The sequence below is a fragment of the Undibacterium sp. TC4M20W genome (assembly GCF_049340245.1).
In the GTDB taxonomy this organism is placed as follows: Bacteria; Pseudomonadota; Gammaproteobacteria; order Burkholderiales; family Burkholderiaceae_D; genus Undibacterium.
In genome coordinates, this window is sequence record NZ_JBMPPI010000003.1 from 277972 (window position 1) to 302648 (window position 24677).

16 protein-coding genes are annotated in these 24677 nt (G+C 48.5%); 3 read left to right on the forward strand and 13 right to left on the reverse strand.

What is annotated here, in order from left to right; all coding sequences use genetic code 11:
* Positions 1-87 precede the first annotated feature (87 nt).
* The 8 genes from ACO0LL_RS05785 to gspK form a co-directional block, all read right to left on the reverse strand.
* Positions 88-1005 carry a carbohydrate kinase family protein gene (locus tag ACO0LL_RS05785; protein ID WP_422949931.1) on the reverse strand — a complete coding sequence of 306 codons (918 nt, stop codon included), beginning with the start codon at positions 1003-1005 and terminating at the stop codon, positions 88-90.
* The gene (locus tag ACO0LL_RS05790; RefSeq protein WP_422949932.1) at positions 998-2230 is read right to left on the reverse strand and encodes an AGE family epimerase/isomerase; all 1233 of its coding nucleotides are present in this window, start codon (positions 2228-2230) and stop codon (positions 998-1000) included. The genes ACO0LL_RS05785 and ACO0LL_RS05790 overlap by 8 nt, the downstream gene beginning before the upstream one ends.
* Positions 2231-2251: 21 nt before the next feature.
* Positions 2252-3685 carry an MFS transporter gene (locus ACO0LL_RS05795; RefSeq protein ID WP_422949933.1) on the reverse strand — a complete coding sequence of 478 codons (1434 nt, stop codon included), beginning with the start codon at positions 3683-3685 and terminating at the stop codon, positions 2252-2254.
* An 8-nt stretch (positions 3686-3693) separates the two neighbouring features.
* Complete coding sequence (locus tag ACO0LL_RS05800; protein ID WP_422949934.1) at positions 3694-6024, reverse strand: GH92 family glycosyl hydrolase; 2331 nt, start codon at positions 6022-6024, stop codon at positions 3694-3696.
* Positions 6025-6083: 59 nt separating this feature from the next.
* Entirely contained in the window at positions 6084-8441 is a 2358-nt protein-coding gene (locus ACO0LL_RS05805) for a GH92 family glycosyl hydrolase (protein ID WP_422949935.1), read from the reverse strand.
* A gap of 54 nt (positions 8442-8495) precedes the next feature.
* On the reverse strand, positions 8496-9482 hold the full coding sequence (locus tag ACO0LL_RS05810; RefSeq protein WP_422949936.1) for a LacI family DNA-binding transcriptional regulator: 987 nt from the start codon (positions 9480-9482) through the stop codon (positions 8496-8498).
* Positions 9483-9777: 295 nt separating this feature from the next.
* A complete protein-coding gene (locus ACO0LL_RS05815; protein ID WP_422949937.1) occupies positions 9778-10626 on the reverse strand; it encodes a hypothetical protein in 849 nt (282 codons plus the stop codon).
* Positions 10627-10775: 149 nt separating this feature from the next.
* Positions 10776-11819 carry a type II secretion system minor pseudopilin GspK gene (gene gspK / locus ACO0LL_RS05820; protein WP_422949938.1) on the reverse strand — a complete coding sequence of 348 codons (1044 nt, stop codon included), beginning with the start codon at positions 11817-11819 and terminating at the stop codon, positions 10776-10778.
* Positions 11820-12559: 740 nt separating this feature from the next.
* On the opposite strand from gspK, the gene ACO0LL_RS05825 reads away from it, so the two are divergent.
* The 3 genes from ACO0LL_RS05825 (at position 12560) to ACO0LL_RS05835 (ending at position 16383) form a co-directional block, all read left to right on the forward strand.
* Positions 12560-13762: a hypothetical protein gene (locus ACO0LL_RS05825; RefSeq protein WP_422949939.1), complete on the forward strand. Its 1203-nt coding sequence runs from the start codon at positions 12560-12562 to the stop codon at positions 13760-13762.
* A 422-nt stretch (positions 13763-14184) separates the two neighbouring features.
* Positions 14185-15930, forward strand: a complete 1746-nt coding sequence (locus ACO0LL_RS05830) for an AAA family ATPase (protein WP_422949940.1) — start codon at positions 14185-14187, stop codon at positions 15928-15930.
* A gap of 63 nt (positions 15931-15993) precedes the next feature.
* Positions 15994-16383 carry a nuclear transport factor 2 family protein gene (locus ACO0LL_RS05835; RefSeq protein WP_422949941.1) on the forward strand — a complete coding sequence of 130 codons (390 nt, stop codon included), beginning with the start codon at positions 15994-15996 and terminating at the stop codon, positions 16381-16383.
* 67 nt (positions 16384-16450) lie between these two features.
* On the opposite strand, the gene ACO0LL_RS05840 is transcribed toward ACO0LL_RS05835, so the two are convergent.
* From ACO0LL_RS05840 to ACO0LL_RS05860, 5 genes are all read right to left on the reverse strand, one after another.
* Complete coding sequence (locus ACO0LL_RS05840; protein ID WP_422949942.1) at positions 16451-18613, reverse strand: S46 family peptidase; 2163 nt, start codon at positions 18611-18613, stop codon at positions 16451-16453.
* Positions 18614-18893: 280 nt separating this feature from the next.
* Positions 18894-21359 carry a response regulator gene (locus ACO0LL_RS05845; RefSeq protein WP_422950016.1) on the reverse strand — a complete coding sequence of 822 codons (2466 nt, stop codon included), beginning with the start codon at positions 21357-21359 and terminating at the stop codon, positions 18894-18896.
* A gap of 66 nt (positions 21360-21425) precedes the next feature.
* On the reverse strand, positions 21426-22466 hold the full coding sequence (locus ACO0LL_RS05850; RefSeq protein WP_422949943.1) for an ABC transporter substrate-binding protein: 1041 nt from the start codon (positions 22464-22466) through the stop codon (positions 21426-21428).
* Positions 22467-22627: 161 nt separating this feature from the next.
* The gene (locus tag ACO0LL_RS05855; RefSeq protein WP_422949944.1) at positions 22628-23443 is read right to left on the reverse strand and encodes an arginase family protein; all 816 of its coding nucleotides are present in this window, start codon (positions 23441-23443) and stop codon (positions 22628-22630) included.
* Positions 23440-24675, reverse strand: coding sequence for a sulfotransferase (locus tag ACO0LL_RS05860; RefSeq protein ID WP_422949945.1), 1236 nt, complete (start codon positions 24673-24675; stop codon positions 23440-23442). The genes ACO0LL_RS05855 and ACO0LL_RS05860 overlap by 4 nt, the downstream gene beginning before the upstream one ends.
* Positions 24676-24677: the final 2 nt, after the last annotated feature.

Consider the following 24677-nt stretch of genomic DNA (forward strand, 5'->3'; position numbering starts at 1 on the left):
TTCTGCATGGGCTAAGGTACTGCCAAGCGTAAAAAAGAGTAAGGCACAACTGATGCGTAAGGTCTTCAACATAGAAAATTCTCCGGGTTAATTTTTCTTGATTTGTTCGTACAGGGCTGACACTTGCGCAAGTTCAGGCGCTTGCGCACCAGCCGCCAAACATGCTGCTGCACCACTGGCGACAGAGAAATCCAGGTGTTCTTGCCAGTTTTTTTCTGGTGTCTTGTGCAAGCTATAAAGCAAGCCCGCGATACTGGCATCACCAGCCCCTATCGTGTCGATGACATTGATCTGGGGGGGCAATGCTTGCCAGGTTTGATCACCCAGATGCAAAGAGGCACCTGCTGCACCTCTGGTATACAGATAAACCGCTTCGGGATTGAATTCACGTAATTGTGCCAAGGCCATGTCGGCGTTTTCCTGGCGAAAAAGCCCACGTAAATCATCGTCAGATATTTTTATTACGTCAGCCAATTGCGTCATTGTGCGCAAAGTAGCGTCATATCTGTCGTCCATAAGATTACGGAAATTGGGGTCATAACTGATCTTTACCCCATCCTTTTTGCATTGCCTTGCCAATGAAATCAATGTTGTTGCCAATGGCTCGCGCGCCAAGCTGATGCCACCAAAATGTACCCATTGCAAATCGCTGTTCCATCCATCTGGTAAAGCCGCAGGTGCAAAATACAGATCCGCACTGTCTTCGCCAATGAAGAAGTACTTTGGTGGCGCGGTCTCAGCAACAATCGCGAGCAAGGGTGATTTTTGAAAACGTTGTAGCAAACGCATATCCAGGCCAGCCTGCTCATTGGCTGCATACAATGCGTCGCCAAACACATCTTCACTGATAGCACCGGCAAAACCTGTGCGCAAGCCTAGTTTTGCCAGGTTACGGGCGACATTCCAGGTGGAGCCGCCGACCATGCTTTTCCAGTCATCTTGGCCAGTGCGCAGCATGTCGGTCAAGGCTTCACCAGCACAGACAAATTGAGGAAAGTCAGTCATGATGTTTGCCCAGTTTCAATACATTCAACACTTCATAACATGCGCCCATGGTATGGTAATCAGTCTTTCCGGCTGGGCTTTTTTCATCGCTGATTTTATGGTTACTGTTATCCAGGATGCGATACCAGGCGCCGTATTGATGATCAACAAAATGCGTCCAGCTGTATTGCCAGATTTTGTCGTACCAGTCCCAGTATTTTTGCTTACCCGTGCGTTGTGCCAGGCAAGCTGCAGCAGCGATTGACTCAGCCTGCACCCAAAAGTATTTATCACCATCGCAAATGCTGTGATCCGGGGCAAAGCCATAGCAAATGCCACCATGCTTTTGATCCCAGGCGAGATCCAGTGCTATATCAAACAGGCGCTCGGCCGTTGGTAAAATCCATGTCGAATCGCCTTGCAAATTTGCAGCCTCTGCATCCAGCAGTACTAAAAGTTTAGACCATTCAGTAAAATGTCCTGGTTGAAACCCCCAGGGACGGAATAGATTTGCCTTGTCCTCAAGATTGTATTCCCAGTCTATCTGCCAGGCATTGTCGTAATGTTCCCATATCATGCCGCCGGCTTGAGAGGCTTGTTGCTGGGTGATGGATTTGGCTATCACTTCCGCACGGTGCAGATGCTTGACTTCACCAGTTGCCTGATAGGCTGCCAGCATCGCTTCACAGCTATGCATATTGGCATTCTGACCTCGATAAGTGTCGAGGTGCGTCCAGTCCGCACTGGCCTGGTCTGCATAGAGTTCAAATTCTGGTAGCCAGAACTTTTCTTCCATGAGAGCCACGGTTTCATCGATATAAGCACGTGCCTCATCCATACCTGCCATTACTGCATGGGAATAGGCGAGCAAAACAAAAGCCAGGCCATAGCAATGATTATTATCGTCAATGATATGTTTCTTGCCATTGTCCCAGTTCAGTTGCCAGGCATAGCCGCCATTGACGGCATCACGGTGCACTTCGCGCAAGAATGTGACACCGTGTTGCACCATGTGCAAATAACGTGGATCAGAAAACTGCCGGTAGGCCATTGCATAATCAAAGATGAAACGCGTACTGCTGACCAAATGACGCGAGGTCGCATCATAAACCTGGCCGTCATCTTTAAAATAATGATAGAAGCCACCGCTGATATCAATACAGCGTGGATGATAAAAAAGCATGGTGTGTGCTATGTGCTCAGTCAGAGTACTGGCAGCACGAAAGTCTGGAAAAGTCATTGTCATGATCTGGAGTTGCTGGGGTAATTAATGCGCGGTAGTTGCTTTTCTTTGTAAATCTATTCCCTGTCTGGCCAAGATGGTTTTTACCTTCCAGGAATAAAAAGCCAGATAAGAAAAACAGCCTACGCCGACGATGTAGCTCATTTGTATACCGACTTTATCGGCAACAAAGCCTTGCAGCCAGCTCACAACACCGCCGCCCATGATCATCATGATCAGGAAATTGCTACCCTGCCCCGTATGCTTGCCGAGACCGCTGATAGCCAAAGAGAAAATGCAAGGCCACAAAGTGCTACAAAACAAACCTATGCTGGTGAATGCATAAATGCTTACCATGCCGCTGGTGCACATACCAAGTATCAAAGCAGAAATACCCAGTGCAGAGAAAATGCCCAGCATGTTTGCAGGATTTCCCTTGCTGGCAAGGTCAGCAAAAATCAACACCAGGACAACAGCACCATATACATAAAAACGGCTTAACTCATGTTGCGCTATCGCGTTCACAGCAAGAAACACGCTGAAGGCCAGATACGGGGCAAGAAATTTCGCCAGCTTTGCTGCACCGTCACTCAACTGGAAAGCTTCGACCGCACCCGTCCAGCGGCCTATCATCAAACTCCCCCAATACAGCGAAATGAATGGTGCGATATCCTTGGTCAGGTAGCCCTGAGTCAGTTCCATATAGGCAGGTAAATTACTGGCAGTGGATACCTCGACTCCCACATAGACAAAAATCGCAAGCATGCCCAAGACCAATTGTGGGAACTGTAATGCAGAGCTAGGGCCATGTGTATGGCTGTCTTGCGCTTCTTCTTCCAGTGCCGGGCTGTCAGGCAGGGATGAAAATTTGAGGAAAACAGCAACCAGGAAAAATACCAGCCCCAAAACCAGGTAAGGTATTTTGACGCTTTCTATACTGGCGACCGTATTGTTTGAAGATGGTGTACCAAATATGGCAAAGCTCACTATCAACGGGCCTATGGTGGTACCAAAATTATTAATCCCACCAGCAAGTGTCAGTCGTTGTGAGCCGGTTTCGCGCGAACCCAAGGCAATCGCCAGTGGATTAGCCGCCGTTTGCTGCAATGAAAAACCCAGGCCCACGATAAACAAGCCCGACAACATCAATGTAAACGAGCTTGAATTAGCTGCCGGATAAAATAACAAAGTACCCAGCGCAGATATGCAAAGCCCTAGCGCCAATCCATTTTTGTAACCTATCTTCTGTATCAAATCCTGTTTAAGTACGGCAGAAACCAGCAGGTACAGCAAGGAGCCAACCGTGTAGGCAACATAAAAAGCAAGCGATACAAACTGGCTTTGTGTTTGCGACAGATGGAACGCTGCCTTGAACACAGGGATTAAAATATCATTGCTGGCTGCAACAAAGCCCCAGAAGAAGAATACCGTTACCAGTGGTATGAATTGTCCCCAATACGTGTGTGCTGATTTATTCATCATCGGTCTCATTGATATGGTGTTTGTGTATAGGGTCGCGCATCCTTGGGATTGCCCCACTTCTTGTTTGGCTCAGCCTGCATGACAAACACCAGCTCGCCACCTGCCATGATTTGTTCATGACGCAGATAGTTTTGATCCAGCACTTTCCCATTCAAACTGACACTTGCCACATAGGGGTGGGCATCACTCAGATTCTGGGCGCGTATGGTGAACTGTTTGCCATTCGGTAATTGCAGTGTCGTTTTATCCAGAAACGGGCGACCAAGTATGTATTCATTACTACCGGGAGCAACCGGGTAAAAGCCTAGACTCGTGAAAACAAACCAGGCAGACATCTGACCAAGATCATCATTACCCGACAGACCATCAGGTTTGGCCTGGTACTGGCTCTTCATGATTTGCTGCAAGCGTTGCTGCGTTTCCCATGGGGCGCCGAAATAATTATATAAATAAGCGACATGATGTGAAGGTTCATTACCATGAGCGTAATGTCCGATCAGACCAGAAATATCTTCCATGTGCGCATAGACTTTGTGATCCACTTTAGCATCGAATACCTGATCGATTTTCGAGATGGCAGCGGCATCACCTCCCAGCATGCTGATCAGGCCGGCATTATCATGCGGCATATACCAAGAATATTGCCATGCACTACCTTCGGTATAATCACTGCCAAAATTGGATACGGTCGGGTCAAAAGGGACACGGAATTCACCATTCGATTTACGCGCACGGATGAAGCCAGTTTTGGTATCAAACACATTACGGAAATTCTGGGCACGGGCATAATATTTTTTCGCGATATCAGCCTTGCCCATCTTCTCGGCCATACGCGCGATTGTCCAGTCATCAAAAGCATATTCTACGGTTTTGGATGCGGCTTCTGGTTCCAGATCGGTTGGCACATAACCCAGTTTCATGTAATGCTTCAAACCGCCGTAGGGGCCATATTCGGCGCTGGCCATCATTGCATTCAATGCGCTATCTGCATCAAAGCCAGGAATACCCTTCATGTAGGCATCAGCTATCACGGGTACCGCGTGATAACCTATCATGCACCAGGTTTCCAAACCATGAAATTGCCATACCGGCAGTATCCCGTCTGGGCTATATTGCTGGGATGCTAGTAGCGAGCGCACAAAATCAGCATTGCGCTGGGCCGGCTGTATCAAGGTCAATAAAGGATGGAGAGCACGGTAAGTGTCCCATAAAGAAAAGGTGGAATGAAAACGGAAGCCATCGGCCTGATGCACCTGATTATCCGGCCCACGGTAGCGGCCATCCACATCCATAAACAGGCTGGGCCCCATCATGCTGTGGTACAAGGCGGTGTAAGCCTTGGTGCGCATCTCGGGTTTTGCCTCTATGCTGACTGCTGACAGGGCATCGTCCCAGGCCTGCTTCGATTTGGCGCGCTGCGCTGTAAAGTCCCAATCCTGAATTTCAGCCAGGTTTGCAATGGCGCCATCTTCACTGACAGCTGAAATCGCCACTTTGACCATCAGAGTCTGGTCGTCGGGAACACCAAAATCCAGCGCGGCAACCAGCGCCTTGCCTTCGACTTTGGCTTTATCCTGCGGGCCGCTGCCCGGCCCGGCAAAGCCTCGGTATTCGACTGCATCTTCACGGTTATGGATTTCACGCGTCAATAATGGCCGTGAAAATTGCATGGCAAAATAAACCTGGCGACCTGCCGCCCAGCCACGGGTTTCACGCATACCGGTGATAATACCGTCCTTGCGTACGCGAATGCTGGACCAAAGGTTTTTTGTTTTGTAATCGTAAATACTGCTACGCAAATCGACGATTAACTTGGCCGCCTCACCTTTGGCAAAACGATAGCGGTGCATGCCTACCCTATCACTCGCCGTCAATTCGACATCAATCTCATGATCCAGCAACTTGACTGCATAATAGCCAGGCTCGGCACGCTCTTCCTTGTGGCTAAAACGTGAACGATAACCGCTGAAAGGGCGTTCTGGATAGCCTGGCTCCAGTTTGGTGTCGCCGCTATAGGGCATCAACAATACGTCACCCAGATCAGAATGGCCAGTACCTGAAAAATGTGTATGCGAGAAGCCAAGTATGGAATCATCTTCATAACGATAGCCAGCCGCCCAGGGATAACTCTGGCGGAAATGTCGTACCTGCGTATCGGGACTTAATTGCACCATGCCAAAAGGACGTGTCGCGCCAGGGAATGTATGACCATCACCGCCGGTGCCTATGAATACATTGACGGCATCAACCGGACGTGAACTACTGGCTGGCGCAGCATCAACACTGTTGGCGATGACCGCGCCCAGGAAAATTAGCCCGCAAATACGAAACATCATATGTACCTTTTCAGTGGATTCTTTTAAAGCGACGAATACAACAACTGCCTGAATTAAATTTATTCAAATGATGGCGGTAACTCACCTGGTTTTATCGCCCATTTTTTATTGGCTTCCCTGCCAAGTTTAAAATCCAGGTTCAGCTTACCGTCCAAAGCACTTTCATTGAGCCAGGATTTCGTCAATGATTTGCCATTCAAGGTCAGGCTTTGCACGTATTTAAATTGCGTGCCAGTCTGATCTGTATTGATGGTCAATGGTCCTTGTTTTCGTTGAACCACGATTTTCTTGAAAGTTGGGCTGGCAATCAGTAATTCTGCCCGGCCTGGGTATTGTGGATACAAGCCCATCGCTGCCCATACATACCATGCAGACATCTGACCCAGGTCATCGTTGCCAGGTATGCCATCCGGGCGATTGTGCCAAAGCTGCCCTAACACTTCGCGTACTACTTCCTGGGTTTTCCAGGGTTGTGCGGCATAAGAATATAGCCAGGCTGCGCCAATCGAGGGTTCATTATCCATTTCCGAATGATGTGCACCAGAGACAGTCAGTGTCCATGCGCCAAAATCACTTTTGAAAAATTTATCCAGCCGCTGCGTGGATTTTTCAACGCCGCCCAGGGTCTTGATCAAGCCATCAGCATTGAATGGCACCATCCAAAGATACTGAGCACCACTTCCCTCTACCATGCCCTCGTCTGAGGCCGGGTCAAACGCGGCGACGAACTGGCCATCCTGTTTGCGTTCCTGCAGATAACCAGTGGCGGGATTGAAGTGATTTTTCCAGTTTTGCGCCCGGGCCAGAAATTCTTTCTTCGCAGCCTGATCGCCCAATTTTCCAGCGAATGAGGCCAGCGCAAAGTCGGCACTTGCATATTCCAGTGCATCAGATACCATGCCCCAGCCTGGCGCTGATTGTGGCATATAGCCATATTTGATCCATTGATCCAATCCCGGTCTTTGCCCTACACACATGACAGGACAGCCATCCCTGGACAAATCCAGTTTGGTCGGGGTGCGCGCCGCTTTAGCGAGCGAGGTAAAAGCCGTAGCCACATCAAAATCACGTGCACCAAATGCGTACATGCTGGCAACCGACGCAGTAGCAGGATCACCGTTCATGACGCCAGTGGCACCATTATTATGCGTCCAGCGGTCCCACACACCATTGTTTTGCTGGGCCTGGTTCAATAAAGACTGTGCTATATCACTGGCGATTTTTGGTTCGATCAGGGCGATCAATTGCACTTGTGAGCGGTAGATATCCCAGCCTGAAAAATTGGCATATTGCGCCAATTGGGGAGCCTTTACCTTATGTGTCTTTTGATCAAAACCTGCATACTCACCATTGATGTCACTAAAAAGATTAGGGTGCAGCAAGGAGTGATACAAGGCAGTATAGAAAATCGTGCGCTGGTCTTTGTCTCCACCAGTCACATCAATTTTAGCCAATTGCTGATTCCAGGCCTGGCGGGTTTCTTTTACAACCGTCTCCAGAGATTTTTCTGCAGATATTTCTGCATTCAGATTTTCTGTGGCATTTGCTACGCTGACATAAGAAATACCAATCCGTGCTTCAACATTTCTGGCATTACCAAAATCTATCCAGGCACCGGAACCTTTGTTGAGTTGCGGGAAGCCTTTGTCATCCAGCTCTGTCGCACCTTCTGCGGCTATACCATTGGGAATGATTTTCTCGTTTTGCCAGGTTGCGGTTGCCGCGAATTTCTGGTTAAAGCGGGCGACGAAATGAATTGTGTAATAAGGCCTGCGTGTCACAGGGTGCAGATATCCGCAAAAGTTACCGCTGCTGACCGAACCGCTGACGGTATTCGTCGCAGTGTCAATTTTTAAATTAGCCGCAAAACTGCCTAACTGCGAATCAGAATTGCGTATCAAAATCGCTGCCTTACCCTGTGAAGGATAGACAAAGCGCGCAATACCTGCACGCAGGCTGGCACTTAATTCACTTTGTACGCCATTTTCCATGCGCACTTTGTAGTAACCAGGTTGCACGGTTTCATTTAAATGGGAATAGCGACTGGCATAATGCTCGTCCTTGCTGTCCAGCGAGGGTGAAGTACTGAGCTCTGTCGTCACTGGCATGAAAGGTATGTCACCACTGGCACCACGACAACCTGTACCTGATAAATGCGTCAGACTGAAGCCACGTATTTTTCTGGCTTCGTATAAGTAGCCCCCCGGAGCCGCTGCCTTGTTTTTTTCGCCTCTACTGGTCTCTGGGCTAAAGCTGAACATACCAAAAGGCATAACTGCCCCTGGAAAAGTATTGCCCAGATTTGTCGTCCCTATCAACGGATTGACCTCTGCCGCAAGATCAGTACCTGCCTTTGCATAAAGTTGTGGCACACAAATTAACGTAATCGAAGCAAATAAAATGGTAGAACGACGCATGATTTTTCCAAAAATTATATGGCGTTAATGACTTAGTCCGATGAGTTTCAATCTTCAAACAGATTGCACACTGCTGCCCCGTACAATCAATTGCACTGCAAGTGTGGTCTCCAGGCTCTCTGGTTGTGCATTGCGCAGTAGCATAGCCACGCCTTCTGCGCCCAGTCCTTCCTTATCTACGGCAATACTGCTTAAAGTTGGGTGGGCTCTCGCTGCTGCCCGGATATCGTCAAAACCAACAATGGCGATATCTTCAGGGACCTTCAATCCCATATCCAGACAAGCAGTCATCGCAGTCAGGGCAGTATTATCGTTGTAGCAAAAAAGAGCATCTGGTGGCTCAGACATGGACAACAAATCTGTCACTGCCTGCCTGACTATTTTTTCTTCTTCAGCCTGATGCGGAATCGCAATTTCATATTCTGGATTAGCCAGCATTTTTGCGTCAAACAAGGCCTTGCGAAAACCATGAACACGTTCTTGTATGCTGTAATGCGCATGCGGGCCGCTTAACATGGCTATGCGTTTGCGTCCGGTGTTGATCAAATGTTGCGTAGCTAAATAACCGCCCAGACGATTATTCGGGTTAATTGAGGTATAACCGGCCAGATGCATATCAATCAGCACCAAGGGTTTTCCTGAAGTGCGTATCGCCTGCAATAATTCTGCTTCGAAAAAACCCGCACACACAATCGCATCCGGCTGATGCACCCTGATTTGCTCCATCACTGGCTCAGCCGGGCCCACGGCGACAAATGACAATGCAATGCCGGCTCGCCTGCAGGCAGCTTCTGCCCCGTGCAAAACGATGGAATAAAATGGGCTGCTCGACAAATTATTGTGCTGCCTGTGCAACAGAAAAGCGATACGTCGAATGCGCCCATGCTTTAACTTTGACAGGTCGTAACCCATTTCTTGCGCAGCATTAAAAACCAGGGCGCGCGTGGTTTCTGTCAAACCAGTCTGGTTTTTGAGCGCACGGGAAATCGTGCCCACTGAAAAACCAGTGGCTTCGGCCAGGTCGCGTATGGTTATGCCCATGCTGATAGAGAAAAAAACAAAGTCATCATAATCTGCTAAACAAATTTAAGAAATTGCTGTAAAAACGGTATCTGATGGTAGCTTTGTCTTGAAAAATCGGTCAATCAATGTCTGAATGCGACTTTTAGTTTAGTTAGTTTACTAAACAAAAATGATGGTTTTCAACAACGCTTTGTTGTTACCAAGAGCCTGTGGAGTCGTGTAGTTGCAGCGCTTCATGCCGTGTACAACGACATGAAGCGCTTAGTCTGGTTGCAGGAAAACCTGCTGCCTGGTCAGATGCTTTAGCGTTTTTTCAGTACACGCTCACCTGGTAATTTTTATTATAGAAGTGCCCTGAACCAGATTTCACTTCAGTTCCTGCCTCTACCATCATCACATAGTAGGCGCTCTTGAATACATCGACCCTCCTTCGCGCTGCTTCTGCAAAAAAATATTTCAGGTTTTTATTGAAGTAACGGGCATTCACCCGTTTTCGGAATTGCATGACAGGCCAGCTATTGCCGTTGGACGTCATGGTCGCTTGCCAGACATCCCAGGTTTCGCCATCAAGCACAAAGCTGGCAGCGTCTTTAACACCCCAGCCTGCGGTCTGCGAGTTAGCAGAGGAGTCAGGTATGACCATGATTTCTCCTTTGAGGTAACTCGTATTCCAGATGTTGGATGAATGGAAGAAGACGTCGATGGCATGGTTGTAGGTGCCAACAATATTGCCCGTTCCATCGTAGCCCGCTGTGGCAAAGCTCCATAGCACATCGACGTTTTTTGTATTGGCGCCGAACTGATAAGGCAAGCCAGACGTGGCCGGATTATTCTGACTATTGCTGGCACCCCGGCGTATGCTTGGGTATGACTTGACTGTACTTGTATCACCGCCAAATCCCGTCCATTTATAACCCGCCCCGTCCATGGTACTGGTTGAATTGGTAAAGATGGTTTCAGACCAGTTCGTACCTGCCCCGCTGATACCCCACAGATTTGTAGAGAGATCATACTGATCTACATAAATGTGCTTGTTGCTTGCATCGGCAGGGTTGGCCGAGGCGGATGCTGCCTGCGCCTGATGGCAGAAGGTAAGCCCCAGCAGCAATCCGGCTATAAGCAGTTTAACTTTTGCGGGATTCGAGTTTCTTGTCTTAATCATTGTTGTCTCCATTTTTTTATGCTGATTGAATTTGATAATGCACGAATTTGATGCATGGGGTATTCCACGGCAAATATCGGCGGTGGCCCGCGTACGCCGCTGGCACCAGAGCAAAGCTGACTGGTCGTGAGTGTTGAAATCAATTCGCCTCAGCTTTTACGCATCCAGATAACAGCGGTAGGTAAAACGTCATCGCGCGCCTGGGTGTCAGGAAAACGCCCCCCTGTCTTGCGCCGGATAAGGGCTTCTGAAGACAAGCTCATGCGACCCAGCCTGATCTGCTGTTCCACTAGAAAATAGTCACTTTTTACATCCAGGAAAGTGTCCTTCACCAGCAATGCTTCGTCCGATTGTTGGGGTTGTTGAGGTTGTTGGGGTTGTTGCGATCGTTGCGATCGTTGCGTTATTTCGGCGCGCTTGCGTATTACCTGCTGCTGCCGCGCTTGTGACAGCATCATCGTGTTTTGCTGTGATCCGGTAACGGCGAATAGCAACACTAACGAGGCTGTATTGACATTCAAGGCAGTAGGTTCAGGCAACAGCACGACAAACTCCCTGAGCCTGGACAGTATCTGAGAGGTATATCCGGGGATAGTGACGAGATCATCAATGTGAACGAGGGCGAATATATTTTCACCTGCTGTCCCCGTCGATTGGGTAGCGGCGATAGCAGTTGCTGTCAGTTCCGCCAGGGCGGTATCTATTTTCAATATCTGAAGCAATCGCCGGTAATTGCTCACCTGGCCCTCATTGATCTTGCCACCAGTCGCCAGATTCATAAGGTTGTAGCGGGATTGAGCATCCACAACCCGGATGGTCAGTGCGGCAATGCTAGATTCTGCCTGCTGTAATAATTCATCTAACTTTATTGTGGCGTCAGATTTAGCCCAAGCCCCATCCAGGCTGGTGACGCCATCATTTTCCATCGCATCCAGCCTTAATATCTGGCGGGTCTTGTCCAGCACATCTCTTTGCAACGCACGCATCCGTTGTTGTTCGAGTTGATTTTCAAGCGACTTGAACTGAATATGTTGTGGCCAGAACATCCCGCTGACCACAGTAACTGCAAGCGCCGAAAACAATAGTGCAAGTACGACGGCAACTCCTTGCTGGTGCAGACCATACCTGATGTGAATGGTCGTACGGGTATGGGCTGCGATTTCTTTGTGCGTACACATAGTTGGCATTTCCATCCCAGGTCTCATGAGTTCATTTATTGTCCAGGTAGTCGCTTAAACCAATGGTAGCGCTACCAAACATGGAATTAATGGTAGCGCTACCTTTGAGGCTATGTCAACTACTTTTCCATTATTGCGAAATTAGCAGTTAAGCCGTAGTTAAGTAACAGTGCTTGGTAAAGCATTTCGCGGGGCCAATCCAGCTAGTTTTGATTCTGCTAATTTGATCTGAATTGCATTTATAATATTAAATATACAACGTCATTTGTTGCCGCAAACAGGTAAGGCAGGCGATAAATAGAAACCTGACGGGCATGCATTACTAATCAAACACCCTATCGAAACACGACAGCCGAATTGCATCAAAACAATAAAATTACCGCTTTCATATGAATGAACTCATCAAAATCACTGACCATCTGATTGCTCTATTTGCAATCTACAAAGACGAAATTTTAGTCCTCAGTCTGACATTAAACATGTGTCTCTTATTGATACTGTTGATGCAGGCAACGAGAAACCATGGGCAGACACAGCAAGATAAAGCCAAAGCTGCGATCTACAATCCCAAACCATTCCGCAAAAACTGAATACCCGGTTGACAGTATGTCAAGTTGATGCGGCAGCCGGCTGACAGCATCAATATCTGCACCGACACCGCACGCTGATAAAATGGCGCTCGCAAACAGGCGCATCTTTAATATTTGCTCCCCAAAAATCAATAGCCTTATTTGGCTGATTAAAACAGGCTATACATGTTTTCAGACACCTTCTCTCATCTGCTATCGCAATACATGCGCAGGATACGTGCCAGTGCGGCCGGCGTTGCCGCAGAAATTGGACTAAGCCGGGAGTCAGTCAATAACTGGAGAAATGGAACTTCGCTCCCCAGCGCCAGATCGCGCGACAGTTTGCATGCGTGTGCGCGTTATCTCAGGCTGACAGAAACTGAAACCAATCTTTTTTTTGCTGCTGCGGGTCTTGCACCTGAATTCCCATTACAAAACGAAGAAATCAATGAAACACCGTTTGCGGAATTCATGGATCAATTATTTGTGCGACTGGCTCAATCTACGCCCTACCCTATCACCCTGTTACTGTCGCAGGCGCACTGGGGACAACCTCCATTCAGGGAAAAATTACTGGCCCGCGCACGCGTACAGTACGGTGAAAAGGCGACACTCCATATACAGCCCCCTTACAGCATCAGCGCAGACAGCAGTGAATATTTTGCGGCAATAGGACGCCAATGTGGGTTTGAGAATGTCAGTTCAGATTATGAATTTGAAGCGGCACTGGAACAGAGACTGCAAGCAGGTGAACGCGTATTTTGCCTGGTCAGCCGGTTTGAACAAGGCACACCAGTCTTGCGCGAAGCATTGGCAGGCATCTTGCGCAGCCTGAGTGAAATGCATGGTGGTCGCCTGCACCTTTTGTTATGCGGTGGTGAGGCACTGGCCGACTTGAAATACCGCAGCGGCGATCTCTCGCTATTGAATATCGCCCAGGTCAGCCATTGGCCAGATGCAGACACAGAAGATTTGCATATCCTCGTCAAGCAACGCTGGCCAGAGCATGTCATCGCATCTTCCAGGCTGACTGCACTGGCATCCATGTGTGGCGGTCATCCGGCGCTCTTTGAAGAAGGTATGCAATGGCTGGTTGATAATCAGGCTTCGATGGAAAACGATGCGGCAGCATTACGCACATTTTTAACTCAGAGTGCCCGCTTGTGGCAGACCTTTTTGCCGCTGACACAAAACCCAGCTTCTCTGCTGCGTCTGCGCAGCTTGCTGGAGACCGATGATCTGGGGCGGGCTCGTCCCTATCTTCAGGATGAGGATTTGCGCCGCCTTTTTTGGGGAAACCTGATACACGTCCGTGGACAAGGTGATCAGGCCCGGCTTTGCTGGCGTTGCGACATTATCCGTGAAGCTGGCTTGATGGTGCTTGAATGATGCAGGAAAATCTATTGCTGCAGCTGCCCAAAAAAATGCTGCGTACCATTTTCATCATCACGCTGACATTACTGCTTGGAACTGCACTTATCGCACCAAAGCTGAATCCCTTTACCAGGGATGGTGTGCTTGCTGCTGAAAATGTTGGCCCTATCTGGAGTGACATAAACCAGTGGCGCCTCGCTTTGTCTGAGATGCGTAACATTAACGATGAATGGCCTTCTGATATTAAAAAGTTCGAACCGCAGACGATTACGCCATATCTCGCAGTGACTTCGCCCCGGCCCAATATATTGCAGATCAATTTTATAAAATATGCTCAGTTAGGCTCCCTGTCGGGGACACAATTGATACTTGAGTTCATTCCATCAAATCACTCATGGAAATGTCGCGCCGGCACGCCACCCATGCCGGCCAAATTCATGCCAATGAATTGCGAAGGTGCTACTTCTGACACGGTAACTCTCAGTAAGCTAAAGACCTTGCCCCTGGTTTGCGCATTGATTTTCATTGCGGCTGGTATTTTTGCCGTCGTAAGACACCCTTTACTGGGGCCATCACAATTGCGCCCTGACCGCCTGAGACGCACACCCTACCGTATCTTGCCCAAACTCGATCGTTTGCTGGGCATTACTGGCAGAAGACAGGCAACGCTGCAAGCGGCAGGTATCTCCACTGCTTCCTGGCAGCGCGCCGTTGGCTATGTCAATGAAGGTGCAAATAGACAGCAGGAATATCTGGCTACGCGGCTATCAGTACAAAGCAAAGTCAGCACAGGGTGGTCGCTTCCTGGCCAGGTTTTTGAGTGGCAATTTTCCAGCAACCTGCCCGTGTCGCTAGACAGATGCCTGGTGTTTATCCCCTATGTTGATGCCAGCGATGAGGTATTGATAGGTGCACTGATATCCGCACAAATTGGTTCCGACGTAATGCTGATACTTGCCAGATCCGAGAGTGAAACAGAACACATTGCACTGCAAGCTTACTGCGGAGATAAAGCCAATATGTTTGTCATGCTCGACGGCGCGAGCCAGACAGAATGCATGCTTAGCAGACAACCTGCAGCTGTCTTGTTGCGCCTTCTTGCTGAGCAACTCCGTGTAACGCGCATATCGCCCTACCAGACCAGGGGAGCAGTTACCAGTGCGGGTGCATTTTTTGGGCGGGAAAAATTACTGTCCCGCGTCATCGGTCGTGACCCCTCCAATTACCTTGTCGTGGGTGGCCGCCAGCTTGGGAAAAGCAGCCTCTTGAAAGCTGTCCAGCGTAGCCTGCAGGGACACCCGCACATAGTCTGTCATTACATTTCTTTGCGAGACCATCGTTTGGCTCCTCGCATGGCACTTCAGTTTGGCCTTGATGCAACTACACCTATCGAAGATATTATTTCTCATCTGGAAGCCAACTTCGCAGGCAAACGATTATTCCTGTTGATCGACGAAGCTGATCTCTTTTTCCGCGATGAATCCATTAATAATTACCCGCAATTATCTGCCCTGCGCTCCTTGAGTGATGAAGGCCGTTGCTGGTTTATGCTGGCAGGATTTTGGGATTTATATGCAACTGCTGTGCTTGATTATCAGTCCCCGCTGCGCAATTTTGGCGAAGTATTGACGATAGGTGGACTGGAGCAAGATGCCTGTAAAGAATTGGTCACCGTACCTTTATCGCGCTTGCGCTTTGGTTTTTCCAGCAACCAGTTAGTAGATAAGCTGGTGGAAGCCAGTGGCCAGCGCGCCAATTTGCTCGCCATCCTTTGCCAGGAATGCCTTGAGGCTTTGCAGCCAGGAGAGCGTGCCATAGAAGTCCGCCATGTCACGCACGCGCTATCTTCGCAAGCTGTGCAAGACGCTTTGGCTGGTTGGGGTAAATTAAGTAACGATGAAGCCTCTTGCCGCCTCGACCGCATCGTCGTCTATCACACGGCGCTCAAGGGCAAAACGAGTTTATCTGCACTTGCCGCCCTGCTTGCTTACAATGGTCTGACTGTAGAACCAGAAACCATGCGTCATGCTCTGTCCCGTCTGCAATTAGCGTATGTACTCAAGCGCGATGAATCTGAGTTTGTATTTGCAGTTCCTTTACTGATAAAACAATTCGAGCAAAGTGAGCTCATGCTTTTGCTTAGCCAGGAACTGTCATCAATGAAAACCGTCGATGTGGCCTGAGCAAACCTGGCGACTGCACAAAAAGTGATACATTTGTGAGACATTAATCAAAAGGAGACATCAATGTCAGAGTACATTTCTGTTTTGCAAATCTATATGAAGGCGCTTGGTAATGCCGACTATGACACTATCAAGAGCTTGTTTGCAGAAGATGGGAAAGTTCTTTCGCCGTTTCTTGGGGAAATGGCAGCCAGCCCTTTCTTTGACAGACTGGCAGAAGCTTCCAGCCGCAATGTAATTACCCCTATCGACATCTTTGTCAGCACAACAAAGAAACATCATGCGACAGCTTATTTTCAATATGACTGGACAGTTCGTGACGGGACTTTAATTACTTTCAAGGTCATGGACCTGTTTACGTTTGATGCGGATAGCAGCAAAATCAAGTATCTGGACTTGATCTATGACACGCACCCTATCCGTTCCACCGCAGGCAATAAATACGAGCTTTAACATCATCGATGAGAAAAAGCCCTGCAATGTGACTTGCAGGGCTTTTAACTTTGAGGCAGTTGCTTGATTACTCTGCGCCCATTTCCTTCAACAGACGATCAGCCTTATCTACATGTTTCATCTGCCATAACATATAACGCAGATCAACTTGTATGGAACGGGAGTTAGCTTTGTTGTAGTCCCAGTCAGAAATAATGGAATCCAGGGTGCCATCAAATGCCAGACCGATGAATTCGCCTTTGGCATTCAAAGCAGCGGAACCAGAATTGCCGCCCGTGATATCCAAAGTCGCCAGATAGTTCACCGGAACTGTCTTCAGTTGCGGATCAACATATTTGCCGAAATCTTTGGCCTTGATCGCAGCCAATTGCGCAGCTGGTGCATTGAATTCGCCAGTGCCGGTTGCTTTTGGTGGGATGCCATTGACTGTCGTGAAGGCGCTCCATGCCAGGCCATCAGCCGTACCGTGATCACGTCCAGTCACTTTGCCGAAGGTAACGCGCAAGGTACTGTTGGCATCTGGATATACTGCCTGCCCTTTGCTCTTCATGTAGGCGATTTTTGCCTTCATGTAATTGCCGTAGGCTTGCTGGATTTTGCCTGTCAATTCTTCATCCTCAGCTTCACGTTTCAAGCCACCTTCATACATCGCCACGGCTGCTTTGACAAAGCTGTCATTGCTGGCTTTGAAGTCTTCTGGTTTTGCCGTCAGCCACGCGCTACGTGCTGCCTTGTCGCCCAGTTTGCTACCAGCATACAGGTTATCAAGCAGGGATTTCAAATCAGCTTCAGACATGCCGTCCTTGATGCCCAACGCTGCATCAAAATTGGCATTACGGTCAGCCTTGGCTTGCGCAGCGTATTTGCTCAGGTTGTACAAGACCAGAGCCTTATCGACTTTTTCATCATAACTGCGTTCGACCGCATCTACTGAAGCTTTGAAGCGAGGCAGGTCGCGTACCTGGAAGCCTGCTTTGCGTTCCGCATCCGCCTTTGTCGATTCATTCGACAAGCGGTACAAAGTACGCGCTGTAGACAGGAATCGTGGAGAAGAACTGCCCAGATAAAAATCGCGCTTACCCAGGGCATCGCGTTCTGCGATCAGTTTTTCAACTTGATCTATATCGCTGGCAAATTCTTTGGCGCGTGCGGGATTGCTGTTGATCCAGGTTTTCAGCTCTTCATGCTCTTTGGTTTTGCGTGCCAGGATATCGCTGCCCGCATAGCTGTCGAGCATACCCTGACGGTTTTTGTAGTAGTTGTTGATGCCTGCGACCTGACCGGCGTATTTGAGTTTCGCATCTGGATTGCTGCTGGTTTCTTTGGCGATGATGGCCAGCATGTCACCTGAACTCTTCACAAACGTCGGATAGTTCCAGTCAAATGTGTAAGCAACTTCTGATGGCAGGCGATGACGGTTGGTGCGGCCTGGGTAGCCCAGCACCATGATGAAGTCACCTTCCTTGAGATTGTCTTTGGCCAGTTTCAGGAAATGTTTTGGGACGTAAGGTACATTGTCTTTGCTGTAGTCGGCAGATTTGCCGTCTTTACTGACATACGCGCGGTAAAAACCATAGTCACCGGTGTGGCGCGGCCACATCCAGTTGTCGGTATCGCCACCAAATTTGCCTACACCTTCAGGCGGTGCGTGAACCAAACGCACATCCTTGATTTCCAGTTGCTTGATGAGGTAATACTCAAGGCCACCGTAGTAAGGATAGACGTTGCAGCGATGGCCGGCGTCTTTTTCGCATTCAGCAATGATGACTTTGGAATTTTTTTCAATGGCATCGACACGCGCCTTGCCATTCAATTTGGCAGTATTTTTGTCGATGATCTTGCTACTGACATTGTTGACTTCTTTCGTCACAAAGATACGTGAGCCAGGCGAGGCAGGCAATTCTTCTTCAAGGCTGTTTGCCAGAAAACCATTGGCCAGCAAGTTACGCTCTGGTTTTGAATTATGGGCAACACTGTTATAGACGCAGTGATGGTTGGTTGCAACCAAGCCTTGCGGGGATACAAAGGAAGCTGAGCAACCGCCGAGACTGACAATGGCCCCCATAGGAAACTCTGTCAATTTGGTCAATGTTGCGGGGTCCAGTTTTAAGCCGTCTGCCTTAAGTTGCTTGGCGACTTGTGGCAACTGCTGAGGCATCCACATGCCTTCATCTGCGCTAGCTATCTGGCAAAGGCTCATGACCGCCAGCGTGGTAAGTGTTTTTTTCATCATATTGTTATAAAAAGATGTGAAAATTATGAGTGATTCCCTCTTGGTACCCTGGAGCAAGTCCAAGGCGCGACAGTTTAGTCTTAAAAACAGGGGGAAAGTTCACTATTTTGTGCGAACTTTAATGAATTACATGGAATTTTGCCGTTAGCAGTTCAGATGTCGATATCAGATGTGCATAAATTGCAATTTAGACATTTATCAAATTTATCGTGCAGGTATCTGGAAAAAGCAGTTGATGAGCCAGTCAGGCTTGAAGCGGGCTTAAGACTACAAAAAATCAAAGTATCTTCCTCAATGCCTCACGCAGCTCCGATAGCTTTGGTGGTTTGCTGAGTACGCAATCCACATGTGAAGGGGAATCCCCATCTTCAACCAGGCGCTGTCCCCAACCTGTCAACATGATGATGGGAGTCGTGGGTGACACTTGCTTGATTGAGCTAGCCAGTTTACGGCCATCGATATAAGGCATACCAAGATCGGTGATGACAACGGCGAAAGTATCTCCCCTTTCATGAGCCTCAGAAAATGCATTGATCCCGGCCTGACCGCCATCAGCCGAGAGTACGCTATGGCCGTCAATCTCCAATATGTCACGCAATGATTTTAATACCATGGGATCATCATCGACCACAAGTATGCGTCTATGAGTCGGCACTGCCTCCGGTGCTGGCGTCCTGGCAACCGGGCTGATAGTCGTGGGTACCAGAAAACTCATGCGCATGGTAGTACCCCTGCCAACTTCGGTCAGGATATTAATATGAGCGCTGTGTCTTTCTATCATGCCATATACCATGGCCAGGCCCAGCCCGGTTCCGCGCTCACCTTTGGTGGTAAAGAACGGCTCCAGACATCTGCGTCTAGTATCGTCAGACATGCCTACACCTGAATCGCTGACTTCAATGTGGACTTGTTTCAAGATAACTTCTTTAGTCGATTCCAGCAAATCCTGAACGACACTGGTGCGTAAAGTGAGTATCCCACCTTCAGGCATCGCATCAACAGCATTAAAAATCAGATTGGTCAGCGCTTCCCGTATTTCGCCATGCACGCCCATGATGTCCGGCAAATCTGGTGTGAGTTCGGTATGCACATTGATGACGATGCCTCGCTGTTGTGGCATGTCGCTCCATCTGGCACGGGTCAGGTCAAGGACTTGTTGCACCAGGCTGTTCACATTGACAGGCGACAGAGATAATTGTGGTGCGCGCTGGCGATAAAATTCTCTCATCCTGGCAACAGTTGCGGCAACGTCATCAATTGCCCGTGAAATGACTTCCAGATAATTTCTGCCTTTTACACTCAGGTTTTTTTCTGTTTCGAGTAAAGATTCAGTGTAGAGAGCAACAGGTGAGATTGCATTGTTGATGTCATGAGCTATACCGCTGGCCATTTGCCCCAGCGCACGCAGACGTTCTTGTTGCATGATGGATTGCTGCGTCTGGCGCAGGTCATCATAAGCTTGTTGTAATGCAGTATAAAGTTGCGCCTGATTGGCAGCCAGAGCGACATGCTCACTCAACTGTCTTAAAAACTCACATTCACCACTATTAAAACTATGGGCTTCGCGCTTGGCGACAACCAGCACGCCAAACACGGTACTTTCTGCCCTCAGCGGTGCCATGACCAGGGCATTGAGTCCGCCAGCAGCCAGTCTTTGTGGAAAAGGGAAATCGACTTTACTGATGTCCGCTTCATAGACCAGTTGGCCACGCACACAGCGCGACAGGCCGTTCTCATCAATAGAGACCTGGGTATTCTGGGTCATGGATAATTGTTGCGCCAAAGACTCACTGTGCAAGCCAACACTGGTGACCTGCAACTGATTTTTACCTTGGTCATACAGGCAAACGCAACTGAAATCAACAGGAAGATGGTCTTCGAGGCTACGGATGACAACCTGGAAGATACTCCGTAAATCCTGACGCTCTCCTATGGAGCGTGTAATCTGATGCAGCAGATTCAAACGGGCAAGCTGCGCCTGTGCTTTTTTCTCGATTTGCTGACGCTCTATGATTTCTGCCTGCAAGGTTTCGTTAATATCAACCAGGGAATCACGGGAGACAGTGGTCAGTTTGAGTTTTTCTGTCATCCCATCAAATGCGCGGGCCAAATCCCCTATTTCGTCCTGACTGTCAAACCGCAGGGAAAAATCAAGATTGCCTGCGCCGACAATCGCCGTGCCTTCACGCAGTTTTTCCAGAGGCCGGCTGACACTGCGCAGCGTAATATAGATAGTGACAGTCACGACCAATACGACTATGCCACCAAACAAAATCACCGCATTAAAGGCCCGCTGCTGGGCGTTTAATGCGCCGATACGGCTTTGTTCAGACAAACTCAAGGCATCAGAAATCATGGCCTGGGTTTTATTGGTGATTTGCCCCAATAAGCGGGATTCCAATTCCTCCAGTATCTCGGCCTTGTCTTTTTCCTTCATCAACTCATGATGATTACCTACCAATAAAGCAAAAAGCTGCGCTATATTTTCATTGCCATCTCTCAATTCAGCTATTGCCTCTTTATCCGCTGGCTCGGTAAATTCCTCAGGTCCAGCCAGGCGCTTTGCCAAAGAAATACTGCGCAATTGCCATTGAGCCTTGGTGCGTTCGTCATGGCGCAAGGCATATTCCAGCGTCAGATAGCGCAAAGAAGTTACCGCCTGCAATAACTCGCCAGCTGCTTCATTTTTGGCGATTTCCCGCTTCATTTGCAAAGTCGTGGACAACAGGATGACAACAATCATTGCCACGATGGCTAAAGATATTAATTCCGCAAATTTCAGTCGGGTTGAAATTTTCACTTTGGAATCTCAATGAATGATGGTCACTGCCGATGGTTTGACTTTTTCCATGCCGTCCAAATATATATAATCAAGGTAATTTGGTACTTCAGTTTTATTGGTCAGCTTGTTCTTGATTGCCCACCTGGCCTGATCTTCCAGTGCCAGCAATAAGCCCTGGTCAAGACCAATTTCAAAACGATAGGTATTCCATGCCGTTCTTTGTTCTTTGGTATTGGTCTTTTTGCCTGCCTCATGCAATATGCGGGCAGCGTCAGGCATCTCATTGCAGTAATTACTTCCCTGATCAAGTGCACGCAATACCTTGTTGATGGTTTCAGGCTCGGCAGAAATATAACTGCGCATGCCAACTACGTTGTACAGGCTTTCATATACATCTTTGCCATAAAAAACCACGCCATTATCACCTAGCCTGGTCATCATGGTATTCAGAAATGGCTCCCATGTGGCGACTGCATCGACTTCGCCACGTTCTATCGCGTCAGCAAATTCTTCGGGCTTGTAATTAATCATGGTCACGTCTTTGACCGACAGTTTCTGGCGGTTCAAAAAAGCGCTGAGGGTGAAATGACTTGAGGTGCTAAGCGTGACGCCGACCCGCTTGCCTTTGAGGTCCGCAGGCTGCAGTATGCCCCGGTCACGGCGTCCGACTATGCCATGGTCTTTGTCGGTTTTAAAAATGGTGGCTATCGCTGCAACCGGTCTTTGGTCCAACCCGGCAAACATGACAGGAATATCGGCTACGGTCCCGAGGTGTGCCTGCCCCTGAACCACAGCTTCCATGGCAGCTTTGCCACTGGAGTGTGACTGTATGAGTACAACAATACCTTCTTTGGCGAAGTAACCCCTCTCCCGGGCTGCTGTGATGGAACAGGTGCCTACATATTCAGTATTGGTAGCGATGATGACTTGTTCCAGCGGTACTTTGGACACCGGTGCGCGGATGAGCCAGACATAAATCAAACTCAAGAAAAGGATTGCACCAAGCATAGAGGCAAGCCAGATGAGAACTGACTTGTAAGAAAATTGCCCGAGCTTTATGCCTGCCATGCCGCTTTCCTCTTTTCAATCCACCTTACCAACTCATGCAACAATATATAAGACAAGCGTGAGAGCTGCGCCGAACATTCAAGAGTGGTACAAGCATTTATTTTGTGTTGCTGCTTGCATTGCAACTTGCATCACATCATGCAATGATGAAACATTGTTTTTTATTCTAGTTCTTCAAGTAAATTTAAGCAAGCAATAGCGGTTTTATTATCCAGGTCTTGTTCTTCGTGCCAGGCAGAAACAGACACTGCGACAATTTTGAATTGTCGCAATACAGAAAAAAGTGCCAATATCTGTGCATGAGATGGCCCCTGCCGGACATGATATTTAAGTGCAGGCATTTCTGGCCTGTCATCAATCACATCGGTATCAAAATGCAAATAAATGTTTTCATCCAGCGATAGATATTTGCTGATCTCTTCAATTTTGCAAGTCCGTATTTTTGAACTTTCCAAAGATTCCTTTTCCCCAGGATCGAGGTCCCGGGCATCAGACAGAATGATTTGTTCTTCCGGATACGCCTTGGCACCAACTGCCTGAAAAAAAGAGCCAATGGCATCACGCTCATTTTTGCGCCTGTCATGCCGCCCAACCAGGATGGCCAGGGGCATACCGCCCAGATATTTGGTTTGCGTAGTTCCCCAGGTGTGGAAATCGCCATGCGCGTCCAGCCACAATATGCGGTCAGGCTGCCTGCCCGCTTTTTGCAGCCCCGTGACTACGGCTATAGAAGAAAAACAGTCGCCAGCAATGCAGACTGCCCGGTCACCTTGCTCAGTGATTTGCTGGACACGGTTGGCAAGATTTGCATAAATATGTCCCATCCTGCGCAACTTTTCATTCGCATCAGTAATAGCAGTTTCTTTGAATTCAGGAATATTTACTATTTCCCAGGGATGAGCACTGACATCATTGACGCGGCCAAGACCATCCCTTCTTTGTCCGGTCAGAAATGGAATGAGTAAATGCTTATTCATAGCCAGGTTTCAGGATTCATGGAATAAGCCAAGGTATCCATCATCATTTGCACTTCCTTTCTTTCGCCCATACGCAGCAAACTGGTTTCACGCTTATGCCAGCGCCGGATTTTAGGTGCTTCTGTCGCCATCGTCACTGCGAATACAGGTAAACTCCGCATCTCTGGCAAATCCAGGTAAGAAGTGATTTTTTGCATGACTGCGGCGGGGCTGGATAAAAATTCTTCAAATGAAACAGACAGAGAGGAAACCTGGCTGGCAATAATGGCCTGATGCGCAGACAACCATTGATTCAGACAAACTTCTTCCAGATTGGCACGCCTATATTCTTGCCAGTTCGGCGGCAAATCAAATTTCCACCAGCGCTTGCCAAAGCTGACAGTATCGGAATAGCCCCTGATCGATAAATCAAGCCCCAGGCGCTGCAGATCGCGTGAAAAAAAAGCAACTGGCGACAACCATCCATCCATTAAACCGTTCACTGATTGCGCATAACCCCTGGTCAGATGCAGATACCTGATCCTGGCATTCGGAAATAGCTGCTCATACATGCCTATCCGGTAAACATCAGGGGGGGTCTTGAATAGCAAAACTTTTTGCTCAACATTAGCAGATTCCAACTGTCGCCGGTGCTGGCGAGGGATAACGAATGGCGGTTCTTCGAGTTTGAAAGGTTCATTAAAATAATGGCTGGCTGCAGGATTTTTTTTTCCGTCGTAATAATCCTGTCTCCAGGTTTCACTTTTAAACACACGCGACAACACCAAATCTTGCAGCACGGCTTCACCCTGTATCCTTTTTTCTGTCGCCAGACGAAAAACCGCGTCCAGGTCATACAAGAGTTGGTGATAGGCCCGCTCTTCAGAGAATAAGGCTGGAAATTGCATTAACAGACGTTTTCGCCATCTGTTTTTCAGAAATACGTAGTCAGACTCACCCTCTGCGGGCAAAGTCATGTCATCAAAAATATTGTCCAGCAAACTGTCTTGATTGTCGATGGACTGGAGAGCATCGCTATCTGCATTGAAGGAGAAACCATTTCTCGTCAGCGCAAGAAATGGTTCCATTTCGCCGTCAAGTGAGGCAATCCCGGGGTGCGATGACAGCACGCTTTTAAGCAGACTGGAGCCTGATCTGGGCGACGTCAGGATAACTGCCACGTTCTTGACCCGCGCGGCGAGATCGGTATGCGCTATCTGGCGCAAATCATTGACAGCGTCTATGACGTCCATCA